Here is a 14,448-nt window from a genome sequence, read left to right on the forward strand (position 1 = left end):
CCAGGGCGGCTACGGTCACGCCCTGGCCGTAGATCGGGTTGAAGGAGCAGGACCCGGTGCTGGCCACCGCGTTCCTCCGCGCCACCCAACTTGTCGACCGACGGGCTGCACTCTTCGCACCGGCGATCGCCGCTCGCGTACCGGCCTGAGAACGCCCCCGGGTGGCCGTCACACCGTTTACCCCGGATTAGGCCTTCATCACCGTCTCTGGGTATATCGACGAGGGGGAGCAAACGAAAGGGCCGGAGGTGACCCATTGCCTCCAAGAAGACCTCGGCCATTTTCGATTTTCCGCCGGGCGTAGCTCCAGAAACCAGGGCACCTCGGCACCGATTTCAACGCAGGCCCGGCGACCAGCCTCTGGTCAGTTGGAATCAAGCGGTTGTGCACTGGCCCTACGTAGTCTTTTCGAAGTGTGCGAAGTTGCCGACCGGATTTCGCCGCAGAACCCACCCAAACGTCACGCCCTCCGCTCATTTCACCGGCACCCCGTCCGGTCGCGCTGGTCAGCAGCGGGAAGATTCGCCGGGAAACCGCGCCGGCGACCGTTTTCAAATCACCTTCTACGGAGTAGTCGAGCTGCGTCATGCCCCCGATCAGAAAGACCAGAACTGCACCGCGCCGAACCGAGCAGCCGTGGTCCCCCAGCCTCGTCGAGACCCTGGGTATCGACAATTTTGACGCCAGCGAGTACGGGAAGCTTTTCGCGTCCTTCACCGTCGACCCCGAGGGCACGATCGCGGTGGCGGAGCTCTCCGACCGGCTGCGCGCATCGGGAATCCTGGAGACGGATCCGCGTGCGGCCGAGGTGTGGGCCGTGCTGCGTTCCACCCCAGGCGTCGAGGCGCAGGCACGAATCGATCTGGCCCGCTTTACCGCGTTGTGCAAAACCGGTGGCGGTGTCATCGAGAAGTCGCTGCGAGGAGACTTCATCATTCCAGACTTCGCCGCACTGCGGATGGAGATCCTCGCGATCTACGAGGGCCTCAGGGGCGCCGACGAGGGCCAGGTTGCCGACTACATCCCGCAGCTTGGCCGGGTCGATCCTGAGAAGTTCGGCATCGCGCTGTGCACCGTCGACGGGCAGCGCTTCGCGGCAGGAGACGCGGAGAGCATGTTCTGCGTCCAGTCGGTCTGCAAGCCGATCAACTACTGCCTCGCGCTCGAACAGCACGGTGCCGAACAGGTCCACCAGCACGTGGGGCGCGAGCCCAGCGGGCGCGGGTTCAACGAACTGACGCTGAACAACGAGGGACTCCCACACAACCCGATGATCAATTCCGGGGCGATCATGTGCTGCTCGCTGCTGCGTCCCAGCTGGGAGATGGCCGACCGTTTCGACCACGTCGCCGAGACGTGGCGAAAGCTGGCCGGTGGCGAGGCGGTTGGTTTCAACAATGCCGTCTACCTGTCGGAACGCCGCACTGCGGACCGAAACTTCGCCCTCGGCTACTTCATGCGCGAGCACAATGCCTTTCCAGACGGGACTGATCTCACCGAGACGCTGGAGTTCTACTTCCAGTGCTGTTCCATCGAGGTCGACGCACGGTCGCTGTCGGTCGTGGCCGCCTCGCTGGCCAACGGTGGCGTCAATCCCCTCACCCGGGAGCGGATCTTCTCCGCCGACACCGTACGCAAGTGCCTGTCCCTGATGTCGTCGTGCGGGATGTACGACTACTCCGGTGAGTTCGCCTTCACGATCGGTCTGCCGGCGAAGAGCGGCGTCTCCGGCGGACTCATGATCGTGGTCCCCGGCGTGATGGGCATCTGCGTCTGGTCGCCCCGCCTCGACGCGCTGGGCAACTCCGTCCGGGGGGTCGCCTTCTGCAAGGAACTCGTCAACCGGTTCAACTTCCACGTCTACGACTCGTTGGCCACCGGCGAGGAATCCGGCAAACGCGACCCGCGGCGCGGGAGGAACGAGGAGGAGGTGGCGTCGACCACACGGTTGCTGTGGGCCGCAAGCCACGGTGATCTGGAGTACGTCCGGCTCGCACTGGCGGCGGGAAAGAATCCCAACTCCGCCGACTACGACCGACGAACCGCGCTGCACCTGGCCGCTTCCGAGGGAAACCTCGACGTGGTCCAGTACCTCCTGGACCGCGGGGCCGATCCAACTCTGCGGGACCGCTGGGGAGGCACCCCGCTCTCCGACGCCGAGCGGGGAGCCCACAACCCGGTTGTCACGCTGCTCACGTCGGCGCTGGGCGTCGAGAGTCCGGCAGCAGACACCCACCTCGTGCGAACGGACGCGCCGCTCGCGGCGGTCTGAGCCGTCCGTTCGTCCGATCACGATTTCGAGGGCCATCCGGCCCGCTCACAGGAGAAAGAGACACATGGCGTACAAGGCTGAATACATCTGGATCGACGGCACCGAGCCGACCGCGAAGCTGCGGTCGAAGACGAAGATCATCGCCGACGGCGCCGAGCCGGGCACGTGGGGCTTCGACGGCTCCAGCACCAACCAGGCCGAGGGCCACAGCTCCGACCGGGTCCTCGAGCCGGTCGCCACCTACCCCGACCCGATCCGTGGCGGCGCGCACCTGCTGGTGCTGTGCGAGGTGTTCAACATCGACGGCACCCCGCACGAGTCGAACACACGGGCCCAGCTGCGACCGGTGGCCGAGCGGTTCGCGGCCCAGCAGCCGCTGTTCGGCATCGAGCAGGAGTACACGTTCTTCAAGGGCTCCCGCCCGCTGGGCTTCCCCGACGGCGGCTACCCGGCCCCGCAGGGTGGCTACTACTGCGGCGTCGGCGCGGACGAGATCTATGGCCGCGCCGTGGTCGAGAAGCACCTGGACAACTGCCTGGCCGCGGGCCTGACCATCTCCGGCATCAACGCCGAGGTCATGCCCGGCCAGTGGGAGTTCCAGGTCGGCCCGCTGTCGCCGCTGGAGGTCTCCGACCAGCTCTGGATCGCCCGCTGGCTCCTGCATCGCACGGCGGAGGACTTCGGCATTTCCGCCACCCTGGAGCCCAAGCCCGCCCGGGGTGACTGGAACGGCGCCGGCGCCCACACCAACTTCTCCACCAGCGCCATGCGAGAGAACTACGCGGCGATCATCGAGGCCTGCGAGGCCCTCGGCCGGGGCGACAAGCCCCTGGAGCACATCCGCAACTACGGCGCGGGCGTCGAGGCCCGCCTGACCGGTGCACACGAGACGGCGCCCTGGAGCGCGTACAGCTACGGCGTCTCCGACCGTGGCGCCTCCGTCCGCATCCCCTGGCAGGTGGAAATCGACAAGAAGGGCTACATCGAGGACCGTCGACCCAACGCCAACGTCGACCCCTACACGGTCACCCGGCTCATCGTCGACACCTGCTGCACCGCCCTGGTGGCCGCCGACCTCGCCTGAGGCGGCCGGCCCTCTTTCCGTACGACATCCAACCGCCGCCGCTTTCGATGCGGCGACGATCACGACATGGAGCGCACCTCGATGCCAGAAGGCTTCGACGCGGGTGACACCGCATTCGTCCTGACCAGCGCCGCGCTGGTCATGCTGATGACCCCGGGACTGGCGTTCTTCTACGGCGGCATGGTCCGCGTGAAGAGCGTGGTCAACATGCTGCTGATGAGCTTCATCAGCCTGGGCATCGTCAGCGTCCTCTGGGTGGCCTACGGATACTCGCTCGCCTTCGGCGAGGACGTGGGTGGGCACGGACTTCTCGGTGACCTGTCCAACGTGGGCATGAGCGGAATCTCGGACACCACGTTGACCGGCAGCATTCCGGTGCTTGCCTTCGCTGTCTTCCAGATGATGTTCGCCGTCATCACGCCCGCGCTGATCAGCGGAGCGATCGCTGACCGCGCCAAGTTCGGCGCGTGGATGCTGTTCGTCGCCCTCTGGGTGACCGTGGTCTATTTCCCGGTGGCCCACTGGGTATGGCAGTCCGACGGCTGGATCTTCAAGCTCGGCGTCAAGGACTTCGCTGGCGGCACGGCAGTCCACATCAACGCGGGCATGGCCGCCCTCGGTGCGCTACTGGTCCTCGGCAACCGGGTCGGCTTCAAGCGGGAGTCGATGCGGGCACACAGCCTGCCCCTCGTGATGCTCGGCTCGGGCCTGCTCTGGTTCGGATGGTTCGGGTTCAACGCCGGATCAGCCCTCGCCGCGAACGGCACCGCCAGCGTCGCCTTCCTCAACACGCAGGTGGCTGCCGGCGCCGGCATGATCGGCTGGCTCGTCTGGGAGCGGGTCCGCAAGGGCGGCTTCACCTCGCTGGGCGCTGCCTCGGGAGCGGTCGCCGGCCTGGTGGCCATCACCCCGGCCTGCGCGGTCGTGAACACGTGGGGCGCGATAGCCATTGGCATTATCGCTGGTGTCGTGTGTGCCTGGGCCGTCAGCCTCAAGGACCGGTTCGGCTACGACGACTCGCTGGATGTCGTGGGAGTCCACGCCGTCGGTGGTTTCGTCGGCACGCTCCTCATCGGAGTGTTCGACCTGACGGACGGTCTGGTCGCCGGTGCTGGCGGTGGACAGTTGTTGAAGCAGGCTATCGGTGCCTTCGCCGTCGCCGCGTACTCGTTGGCGCTGTCGTGGCTGCTGGTAAAGGTCATCGATGTGACGATCGGCTTCCGGGTGCGTCGTTCCGACGAGGTCACCGGTGTCGACCAGATCCTGCACACCGAAAGCGCCTACAACTTCGGCACGGTGACGGCGTACGAGGCGCCCTTCGGCACGACCGACGAGGAGGCGCATCGCCCGGCTGTTCAACAATGGGCGGGCGGTACGTACAACGGTCCGTCCACGCACTGACCGACGGGATCGAACGTCAGTCACCACGGAGATCCTCGGGAAACCTGTCCGAGGATCTCCGTGGGCCGGGCCGAGAGGGTGTGCCGACCCCCTCATCGCAGTGTGTCCCTACGACCCCGAACGCTGTGGGTGAAACAGGCCGACCGCCACCCCGCGAAGCGGCGGCCCGAGCGCGATGGAAGTCCACGTCGTCGTCTCGAATCGTGCACCCGCGTGGGGACCGGCATGTCACCGGCGTGGACCCGCCGGTCAATCGATATGACCGGCCGGGACGAAGCAAGTGACTGACTCCCGCCTGACGGGCTCGCGTTCGTCCTGTAGGACGTCTTCGACTTGCCGTTCGGCGAGTTCAGCGCCATCACCGACCGCTCCCGCCGCCGGCGGGTAGATGTCAGCTCACCCCGACGGCCGGGTCGTGGCCGGCCTGCCAAGCCCTCGCGCCGCCGCTGCCCGCTGCCGTAACGCTTTGAAGCAGCACCTGCCGGTGGGCCGCCTGCAGATCGGCACCGGGGTCGATACCCAACTCGCCAACGAGGCGATCACGGATCGTCTGAAACACCGCCAGCGCCTCGGCCTGTTGCCCGGCAGCAGCGAGGCTCTGGATCAGCAGAGCGTGTACCTGCTCGTTGAGGGCGCCGCACGCCACCGCTCGCCACAGGAACGTGAGCATGCTGTTCGGTCGGTTCAGCCGAAGTGCGAGCCTGGCGGCCTCCGCCACGACCGTAAACAGGTCGTTTTCCAGTGCGGCCAAGGCGCTGGCGGCGGTTGCGTTGTCGCCAACCCGGTCACCGGGCGACCCATGCCAATGACGGAGCGCATCGAGGAACAGGTCATGGGCCTCGACGAGGCGTCCTGCCGCGAGCGCCGCCCGCGCCATGGCGGCGGTTCTGCGGAAGGCGCTGAGGTCCAGGCTGTCAGGGCCGGAGATCAGGCGGTATCCGTCGCCGTGGCGCAGCAGACGGGTACCCGAGGACCGCGCGGGCAGGTCCGGTTCGAAGATCCGTCGCAACGCCGCGACATACTTGTGGATCACATTCACAGCGCTGGCGGGCGGCTCGCCACCCCACAGCAGCTGCACCAACTCGGATGTGCTGACCGGCCTACCCTCCTGGATCAGCAGCATCAACAGCAGACAGCGCTGTTGGCGCGGGCCGGCGTCGATCTCCCGTCCGTCGCGCCACAGCCGCAACGGACCCAGGACCCTGAATTGCAGATCATTCACAAGTTTTGGTCACTTCCCATTGCCGTCCGTCAGAGGTGCGATCACGGTGGTCGCCCTCCCTCCTGTCCTCGTCGTCAACGTTAGGAAGGCGTTCGATCGCACGCCCAATAGGAGATTGTTGTTGCGGCGGAGCGGACAGCCGAGGTGTCCCTTTCAGGCCAGTTCGTGGCCCGACGCCCAGCGGATCCTGGCGGCGCAGAAACCTACCCTGCACGACGCGCTCGCGCGGGCCACGCTGAGGACTAGTCGTACGGCGCAATGCCCGGACACCTGCACGGCCTGACCTGCGCCCAACCTCTGTGTAGGCGGAAAAACCAGGTTCGGGTCACCGTGTTTGCGGAGGGTGCTTACGGGAAGAAGCTCCCTACAGGTCACCTCTGCCTCAGCGGGGTGAAGATGCCGATAGCCGACGATCGGGCGGTTCGCGATGGGATGTGGTCCTACGAGGATGCGCAGGTGTCCTCTTCGCTGCACTCGGAGGCCGCGTCGCCCGATCTCCTGGGCCTGACCTGATGCGAGGGCGCCGGGCGCAAAGCGATGATTTTGATCATGAGTCCTCGCGGATCGACTAGTCTTGTTCAACATCCTGCTGCTATTACAGGTCGCGTTTCTGCCGTTTGTATCTGCGGTACTTGCGAGCGCCCTGAAGTCTAGTCACGGGCAGCGTCCCGCCGTCCTCTTCTACGGGCTCTCCCACGAGGCGTCGGCCATCCTGTTCAACGTCATTTGGGAGTACGCGCGGCGCGGCCGCGACTGCTCGCGTCAAGCGCCGACGCGGCAAACGCGGCAGCGATCAGCAGGGTTTTCTCCCGCACCGGTGTGTGCTGTCGGAAGCACCCTGGGTGCTTTCAACCCCTCCTCGACGTTTGGTCGTCGCCGCATTCATACTCTTTACGGGCTTCGCATCAACGGCAAGAAAGTCATGCGCCCGCATGCAAGCAGCTGAGACGTCCGAGTGATGGCGCAAGGAGGGGTGGATGGACGTTCGACAGTTGGAGTTTTTCCTCGCAGTTGCTGAAGAGGGGAATTTCACCCGCGCCGCGAAGCGCTCCTACGTCTCGCAGCCAGGGCTCTCCTCGTCAATTCGAGCCCTCGAACGCGAGCTACGCGTTCGCCTGTTCGATCGCGTGCCGGCCGGCGCCTCACTCACGCCGGCCGGCACCGTGTTCTTAACACGGGCGCGCCGGATGCTTGCGGACGCCCACGCCGCGCAGGCCGAGTTGGCCCAGGTTCCGGGCAACGGTACTTCCCGCTCCGTCCGGATTGGTGCGGAGCAGTGCCTAGGAAACCTTGTCGACCTCGCCGATTTGTTGAGCATCTTCGCGGAGCGAAACCCGGGCACAGAGTTGGCCTTCGAACAGGCGCCGACAAACCGCCTGCTTGAGGGGATTCATACCAACGTGATCGACGTCGCGTTGGTTGCCCAGAGCCCGCCAGACGACAACGCTGACACACTTCGTGCGGGCGCCGGTGTCGTTCTGCGCCGCGAGCCCTTCGTCTTCCTAACCTCGAACAACCACCCACTAGGGCGCGAGAACGAGGTGAGTTGGGAGGTGTTGGCGTCCGAACGGTTCGTGGACCTGGCGTCGTCGTGGGCTGCCCGAGAGGTACTCGACGAGGCCTTCGCCACCCGGCCCGGCTGCAACCGCATCAGCGCGGTTTCGGTCGGGGACGTGCACATGCTGCTCGATCTGGTGGGGCGGGGTTTCGGAATAGCTGCCGTACCGGAGTCAGTGGCCGAGAAATCCGAAGCCGCAGGACTTTGCCGGCTCAAGGTCGCAGGGCCGCCATTTGAGTGGGAGGTACTGCTCAGAGTGGCGGAACGGGCCAATGCCGCGGCGCGCGCGTTCGCTGCCATGCTTCTTCCTCAGACGGCCATCAGTAACTCCCGAGATGCACTCACGGAGCGGGCATGAGCGAGCGGTGACCACGGCCGCGAGGACGCCGGACACCTCGGGGCCGCCTCGGCGATCAGGTACGCGGTCGGTGGCGTCATCAGCGCGAGGAGGTTACCGCGAGCGTGTAGATCACCAGCGCCGTACCGTCGTTGACCAGGCTGTCCGCGCGCAACGTCGGCGCGATGCGGCGAGGCAGCATCCGGCCCAGGATGCCGACCGCTGTCGTGTCGGTTCGGGGCGACCGCGACACCCAGCGCGCCGTCCGGCCAGTGGAGTGGCCGTCAACGGAGGCCCTCTCGTTCGCGCATGAGCGCTATGCGCGTCCGGCATCGAGGGTGAGGTTGACGCCGTTGGCAGCCGGGTTTTCCAGCAGGAACAGGCACCCTTCGACGATCTGCCGCATGGTCGGCAGCTCCCCGGTCAGGGAGATCTTGCGCAAGGGTTCAAGGAGGGCACGCTTGTCCGCCCATGCGGGGCTGTCGACGACAGCACCCGGGTGGACCGAGTTGACCCGCACCGGGGCGAGTTCCACGCTCAGGGTACGCACCAGGCCGACCATGCCGGCGTTGACGGTGGACAGCACGGTGGAGCCTGGATAGGGGCGGTCCTTCGCCATGCCACCGAACAGCAACACAGCGGCGTCTGATGCGAGTCGGTCGTGCAGGGCGGCTACCACCGCCGCGTAACCGACGATCTTGGTGGTCGCCAGTGTCACCGCCGCCGGCACCGCGAAGGACGCCACGGTATTGTTGTCTCGAATCATCCCCGCAACAACAAGTCGGTCCACCCGCTCCACCTTGCCGAGCGCGTCCGCCACCGAGTGCGGCTGGGACAGGTCAAGCCCCAAGCCAGACACACGGCTTCCGGTCTCGGCCGCAAACTGCGCGGCCTCGGCCTCGGCCCGCTCCGCCGACCGCCCGGTGATGATCACCTCGTTGCCCCGCCTGGCGTATTCGGCAGCCAACTCGCGACCGATGCCCTGGGTCGCGCCCACGACAAGGATTCTCATCTTCTTCTCGCTTTCCTCCGCTGGGGACAATCTTCCGCCCATGTCACGGATCTCTGTGGGAAGAGGTGTTCTACGGCCAGCCCCTTTACCCCTACGCCCAACCCCGACGGCGACCACCCGCCCGGCCAATCGCGAGGATTTCTCCGGTGCCCTGGTCACCCCATCGGGTCCCTGACAAGGCTCTTCCCCTCTTCGGCACGGAATTCCTCGAAAGCGTACGCCGCAGGAGTGATAGGAAACTGGATTCGCGACGCGGCCGGGTCCACTCATTGTTCACCGAAGTCGTCGTCAAGAGGCAGTTCCTGCCATGCCGTGCATGGGCACCGATGACAGCGATCGAACGCTCCTCGATGAGGAGCAATTCACCCACCTCGCGGGGTACGGCGAGGCGGAGGACGCCCGGGAGGGCCAGGATCTGTATGCCTCCGGCGACAAGTACGGCGTTGCGACGCGAGCCGCCCCCGGACGACACGTGGTCTCCGGTGGGTGCCCACCGGAGACCACATCCGGAGCCAGAGCTATGCGGTGGTCCGTCCGACCAGCGCGATCAGCTCGTCTGCGGCCGGTCCCGAGGAGGCTGGATTCTGGCCGGTGATGAGCAACCCATCGGTCACCACATACGACTCGAAGTCGCCCGCCTTGGAGAAGTCGGCTCCCTTGGCGACGAGTTCGTCCTCCACCAGGAAGGGCACGACCTCGGTCAGACCCATGAACTCCTCCTCACTGTCGGTGAAACCGGCGACCCGCCTTCCTGCGACCAACGGCGTCCCGTCCGGAGCCTTAGCGTGACGCAGCGCGCCCGGCGCATGGCACACCAGGGCGATCGGCTTGCGCGCCTCGGTCATCTGCTCGATCAACTTGATCGAGTTCTCGTCTTCGGAAAGATCCCACAGCGGGCCGTGGCCGCCCGGGTAGAAGACGGTGTCGTAGTCCTCGGCGGACACCGAGTCCAGCCGCAGCGTCTTGTCGAGCTGGGCCTCCGCCTCCGCGTCGGCCTCGAACCGTCGCGTCTGGTCGGTCTGGAAGTTCGGCTCGTTGCTCTTCGGGTCCAGGGGCGCCCGCCCGCCCTTCGGCGAGGCGAGCGTCACGTCCCACCCTGCGTCCCGAAACCGGTAGTAGGGCGCGGCCAGTTCTTCGAGCCAGAAGCCCGTCTTGCGTCCAGTGTCACCCAGTTCGTCGTGCGAGGTCAGGACGATCAGAACCTTTGTCATATCCACTCCTTCGTTCTCGCGAGGTGCGCTGGCAGGCGCCGTGGATGGTGGCTCGGCGATGCCGAGACCGAACAGTTGGAAGCTTAGGTAGGCCGGGTGGCAGGCTCAGGCAGACCGAAATTTCGAGGTCGAGCCCATGCACAGCAATCAGCTCTTTCTCGTCAGAGTGGACCGGTCGACACACACCATCCCAGGGCCCGGTGTGCAAGCTCTGGACGAGAGGGAGTCATCGTCGATCTCGGCATCGGATCGACCTACTACGACAGCCTGGTCATCATCCCGGTGTCTGGAACTCGCCGCCGGGCAGCGGTACGTCCCAGCATCGGGTACGCGACCATCGGTTCTCGAGGTTGCCGACCCAGCCGCCCTCCGCGGAACGGGCGAGGATGAACGAGCCGGTCAGCCCGACGTGCATGCTGGTCTCGCCTGGGATGACGTGCGCGCTCATCTTCGGCCGCTCGGTCTACTCGATCAGGCGGGTGATCTGCTCGACCATGACGCCCCGGAAATTCAGCAGGCTACCCAGGACCGCACCCTGAATCCTTCACATTTATCCGGTAGTCCTTCAGGTCTATTCAGTAAAAATCCAGTACGTCTGCCTAACCTTGTCGGCAAGGGTCATCCTCCTGTGTGGAGAGTGCGGATTTCGCTGTCCCACAGCAGGCAGACCAAAGTCTAGACTGGAAGGAAGTCCCATGTCCAAGATCCTTGCTCTGCAGGCCAAGAAGCCGATCATCCGCGCAGAAGTTGGCAGCATGATCAGCAGCATCACGCACCTGAACTAGGTAACGCTGGAATATCGCCGCGATGACCTGAGCGGCTCGTCAAATCCCATTGCCGCTATTCCTCGACGGCGAGGTTGATTTCAATCAGGACTCGCCTGAAGGCTGATTAGCAGCTGGACTGTGGTGGTGATATCGATGTTGCATCGATATCACCACCACGCCTTTTCCGCACAAAGACGTTCCCTTGCATCCCCAAAACCGTCCTCTGGCCTTCCTTGCAGTACGCCCTTGATGTCACCTCAATGCCTGAAACAGGAAAAAATGGAAAATCGACACGAGCTATACATGAGAAAGGGAACGCTGTTCTATGACGACCCTTTTTCTGCGCAAGAGGAAGATGATCTATTTCCTGCCACGCTAAGGTCTACCCCCTATGGGTGGAAGCGCGCTTCTAACGGGCCCTGGATCGTGTTGACCCCAAAGGAAGAGGTCCTCGCTGAACAGGGTTGGAAGATTCACGTTTCCACTGCGGAGCCCCAAGCCATTGCAGCGCTTGACATCGTATGGAGTTACTGCGAGAAAGAATCTATCCCGTTCAAGTTCTTAAGATCTGCAAGAGTCTCGAGACTGATAAACTCAAAATATGCGGCCCGCTCTTCGAGCGGTAAGTTCATAACGATATACCCCAAGGACGTTTCGGTACTGGAGCGTGCACTGGAAACGCTTGGGGAAGAACTTCAGGGGATTCCAGGGCCTTACATTCTAAATGACCTACGCTGGGGCAACGGACCGCTCTACATCAGGTATGGCGCCTTCACCGAGCTTTACTGTTATGACGGAGACGGAGCCCGGGTGCCCGCGATGCGTCGACCGGATGGCGCGCTCGTACCGGATCGGAGAGACCTCCTTTTCACGACGCCCTCCTGGGTCAACCCTCCCGATATTGTACTGCAGGAGCTTAGTGAGACAGAACTGCGAGAAGCGAATAGCGAGGATGACTTTCCATTTCAAATAGAGGATGCTCTGCACATCTCCAATGCCGGCGGGCTTTACCTGGCAACGGATGAGCGAAACGGTCGGCGAGTACTGCTCCGAGAGGCTCGACCATATGCCGGGTTGGACGCGCGTGGACAAGATGCAGTAACGCGGCTTTTGCATGAACGCGACACTTTGCAGCGGATCGCCGGCGTGAACTGGGCGCCGGAGTTGTACGAGCACCGACTCGGCTGGGAGCACCACTTCTTGGTCGAAGAGTACATCGAGGGCCAGAATCTGGATTGGGAGATCACTCGGCGCTACCCTCTCGCCCGTGTTGGTCCATCCGATACGTACATCGAGGAATACACAACCTGGGCACTGGATGTCATCGCCCAGGTTACAGCGATCATTGAGCATCTGCATCTGCTCGGCATTGTTTTTGCGGACCTTCATCCCGGGAATATCATGGTCCGACCCGATGGTACTATTGCTTTGGTCGACTTTGAATTGTCCTTCTCCGCCGATGATGAGTCACCGCCTCCATTAGGTGCGGCGGGCTTCATCTCTCCCGCCGCCCGTAAGGGAGTCGCAGTCGATTTATACGCTTTGGCATGCCTTCGGCTTCATATATTCCTCCCCCTTCAAGTCCTCATATCGTTGGACAACACCAAGGCAGAATACATTTCGAGGTCGATCGACTCTATTTTTCCAACCCCGGCAGGCTATACCAGCGAAACATTGGCGCTGCTTGAGCGCGCTTCGGGCGGAAGCCTCACCCTTGGCGGTGCCGAACCATCCGGCCTGCCGACAGTTTGTTGGCCTGAGCGAGATCACCCAGAAACGAACTGGCGCGAGTTGCTGGATTCCCTTGCCAGGGGCATTCTCGCCGCAGCCACCCCGGAGCGGCGAGATAGGCTCTTCCCGGGCGATGCGGCGCAGTTCAAGGGTATGGGAGGCTTGGACCTCTCTCATGGCGCCGCAGGCACGCTATTTGCACTGTCGGCCATTGGGCAGGAGGTCGATCCACGCCATGTCCAATGGTTGGTCGACCGTGTGGCCGAGTTTAGGTCACCGTTGTGCGGTTTCTACGATGGGCTCCATGGGATCGCATGGTCTCTGCATGCCTTGGGATACCAAGATCATGCCCGGGCAGTCCTGGAAAGAGCGTCAGAACTTGAGGACAACGTGGCTACCGCCGATCTTTCAAGTGGCCTGAGTGGCATAGCGCTGAATCTGCTGTTTCTTGGAAATGCCTACGAAGACCCTCAGCTCCTCGCGCGGGCAGAGCAAATATCGCTGCGCCTTCGGGATGCATTTAAACTCGGAGGGAAAGATAGTCAGACGGGCATTTTCCTTCCGAAGATGCCGGGCCTTACATCTGGGGCCGCCGGGGCTGCGCTCCTATTCGTCCGCATGTTCGAGGCTACCGCTGACCCAGAGTGGCTCGACGTGGCGGGAGTCGCCTTACGCCAGGATCTCGACATGGCGAAGGAAGAAGATGGTCTGCTTCAACTCCCAGACGGTAACGGAAGACTCCTTCCATACCTCGGGCAGGGCACCTTGGGTCTCGCCTTGGTGGTCCGCCAATATTTGAAATACCGTGAAGATTCCGACCTGCGCCGAATTTTGGATTCGGCCGATAAGATTAGCACGATTGACTTCGTTTATGCCCCGGGTCTGTTCGAAGGACGCTCCAGTATGATCTACTACCTCGGAGTCAGGGCGCATGATAATCCAGCACCGGACGCCTCCACGGTCCGCATGCAGTTGGACAAGCTCGCTCGGCACGCTATGTACCATCGTGGCGAATTGATCTTCCCTGGGCGGCGACTGCTGCGTTTGTCAACTGACCTTGCCACTGGATCCGCCGGCGTGGCCCTGAGCGTCAACTTCGCTGTTAATCTCGGGCCCCAGCTACCTTTCCTTGGCGATTGCGATGATGAGCATCCGATCAAGGCGCCCGCGATTGCCGCGCTATCGCGGCGATCGGTTGAGGCGGACAGCCAATCCCGAACAGGAATATGAGCGCCCTTCGCCTTCCGCTAGGGGAAGCACGTTCACTCCTCGGTGGGATTGAGGTCGGGGGCGTAGGCGGGTAGCTGGATCACAGTCAGCTGGGTCAGGGCGGCGATCAAGGCGTGTATGTGCGACTGACGTGAGTGTGAAAGTCGGCCCGAAACGCGGTGCTGGTCTTTCGACCGGTCCGTTTTTTCGGGCCGCTTTCCGCACCCGGCGTGCCACTCTCACGACACCGGGCGCTCCACAAGCCCCAGCTGGGATGCGCTCCTCAGGTGCTTGGCCAAGGAGTGGGAATGGCTGATCCTCGATATCGGTAGCGGGCGATCGCCACCGTAGTCGGGTTGAACAGTTCCCCTTCCTGGGGTGGTGGGCCACCAGCCGCCGCCGCAGTAGCGTCGACGGAGGTCTTTCCAGTTGATCCGACGGTGTTTGCGGCGCAGCCATCTGGCCACCCGAACCTGATACGCCCCCAGCGGCCAGGATTGCCAACGCCGGCGGCAATTGGCCGCACAACTCGATCATCTACCGTCTCGGCATCCGACTGGCCGATCATCCGTTCGCCGCCCGCACGAACCGGCGTTCCCAGCTCGCGAAGGTGCGGAAAGGATGCCGTGCGTGCCCACGAATTC

10 protein-coding genes are annotated in these 14,448 nt (G+C 63.8%); 6 read left to right on the plus strand and 4 right to left on the minus strand.

Annotated elements, in window-relative coordinates; all coding sequences use genetic code 11:
- The first annotated feature begins 586 nt into the window (after positions 1–586).
- From glsA to ABGB10_RS09745, 3 genes are all read left to right on the plus strand, one after another.
- A complete protein-coding gene (gene glsA, locus ABGB10_RS09735) occupies positions 587–2,272 on the plus strand; it encodes a glutaminase A (protein ID WP_347660546.1) in 1,686 nt (561 codons plus the stop codon).
- A 64-nt stretch (positions 2,273–2,336) separates the two neighbouring features.
- Entirely contained in the window at positions 2,337–3,356 is a 1,020-nt protein-coding gene (gene glnII, locus ABGB10_RS09740; RefSeq protein WP_347660547.1) for a glutamine synthetase, read from the plus strand.
- A gap of 66 nt (positions 3,357–3,422) precedes the next feature.
- Positions 3,423–4,757: an ammonium transporter gene (locus ABGB10_RS09745; RefSeq protein WP_347660548.1), complete on the plus strand. Its 1,335-nt coding sequence runs from the start codon at positions 3,423–3,425 to the stop codon at positions 4,755–4,757.
- A gap of 391 nt (positions 4,758–5,148) precedes the next feature.
- Here the strand turns inward: ABGB10_RS09745 and ABGB10_RS09750 are convergent, their stop codons facing one another.
- The gene (locus tag ABGB10_RS09750; protein WP_347660549.1) at positions 5,149–5,979 is read right to left on the minus strand and encodes an AfsR/SARP family transcriptional regulator; all 831 of its coding nucleotides are present in this window, start codon (positions 5,977–5,979) and stop codon (positions 5,149–5,151) included.
- 574 nt (positions 5,980–6,553) lie between these two features.
- On the opposite strand from ABGB10_RS09750, the gene ABGB10_RS09755 reads away from it, so the two are divergent.
- Positions 6,554–6,925, plus strand: a complete 372-nt coding sequence (locus ABGB10_RS09755; RefSeq protein WP_347660550.1) for a hypothetical protein — start codon at positions 6,554–6,556, stop codon at positions 6,923–6,925.
- Between the two features lie 31 nt (positions 6,926–6,956).
- Positions 6,957–7,895, plus strand: coding sequence for a LysR family transcriptional regulator (locus ABGB10_RS09760; RefSeq protein WP_347660551.1), 939 nt, complete (start codon positions 6,957–6,959; stop codon positions 7,893–7,895).
- A gap of 295 nt (positions 7,896–8,190) precedes the next feature.
- Here ABGB10_RS09760 and ABGB10_RS09765 read toward each other — a convergent pair whose 3' ends face one another.
- From ABGB10_RS09765 to ABGB10_RS09775, 3 genes are all read right to left on the minus strand, one after another.
- Positions 8,191–8,871, minus strand: coding sequence for an SDR family oxidoreductase (locus tag ABGB10_RS09765; RefSeq protein ID WP_347660552.1), 681 nt, complete (start codon positions 8,869–8,871; stop codon positions 8,191–8,193).
- Positions 8,872–9,404: 533 nt separating this feature from the next.
- Positions 9,405–10,097, minus strand: coding sequence for a type 1 glutamine amidotransferase domain-containing protein (locus tag ABGB10_RS09770; RefSeq protein WP_347660553.1), 693 nt, complete (start codon positions 10,095–10,097; stop codon positions 9,405–9,407).
- A gap of 274 nt (positions 10,098–10,371) precedes the next feature.
- Positions 10,372–10,545, minus strand: coding sequence for a hypothetical protein (locus tag ABGB10_RS09775; RefSeq protein ID WP_347660554.1), 174 nt, complete (start codon positions 10,543–10,545; stop codon positions 10,372–10,374).
- A 622-nt stretch (positions 10,546–11,167) separates the two neighbouring features.
- Between ABGB10_RS09775 and lanKC the strand changes: the two genes are divergently transcribed.
- Positions 11,168–13,825: a class III lanthionine synthetase LanKC gene (gene lanKC, locus ABGB10_RS09780; RefSeq protein WP_347660555.1), complete on the plus strand. Its 2,658-nt coding sequence runs from the start codon at positions 11,168–11,170 to the stop codon at positions 13,823–13,825.
- Positions 13,826–14,448: the final 623 nt, after the last annotated feature.

The organism is Micromonospora sp. B9E7, from assembly GCF_039871815.1.
In the GTDB taxonomy this organism is placed as follows: domain Bacteria; phylum Actinomycetota; class Actinomycetes; order Mycobacteriales; family Micromonosporaceae; genus Micromonospora.

Bases quoted from the DNA above. Each gene is read 5' to 3' on its own strand.
- ABGB10_RS09760 (WP_347660551.1), top strand. From the start codon at position 6,957: ATGGACGTTCGACAGTTGGAGTTTTTCCTCGCAGTTGCTGAAGAGGGG.
- ABGB10_RS09770 (WP_347660553.1), bottom strand. From the start codon at position 10,097: ATGACAAAGGTTCTGATCGTCCTGACCTCGCACGACGAACTGGGTGAC.
- lanKC (WP_347660555.1), top strand. From the start codon at position 11,168: ATGAGAAAGGGAACGCTGTTCTATGACGACCCTTTTTCTGCGCAAGAG.
- glsA (WP_347660546.1), top strand. From the start codon at position 587: ATGCCCCCGATCAGAAAGACCAGAACTGCACCGCGCCGAACCGAGCAG.
- ABGB10_RS09775 (WP_347660554.1), bottom strand. From the start codon at position 10,545: ATGAGCGCGCACGTCATCCCAGGCGAGACCAGCATGCACGTCGGGCTG.
- ABGB10_RS09745 (WP_347660548.1), top strand. From the start codon at position 3,423: ATGGAGCGCACCTCGATGCCAGAAGGCTTCGACGCGGGTGACACCGCA.
- glnII (WP_347660547.1), top strand. From the start codon at position 2,337: ATGGCGTACAAGGCTGAATACATCTGGATCGACGGCACCGAGCCGACC.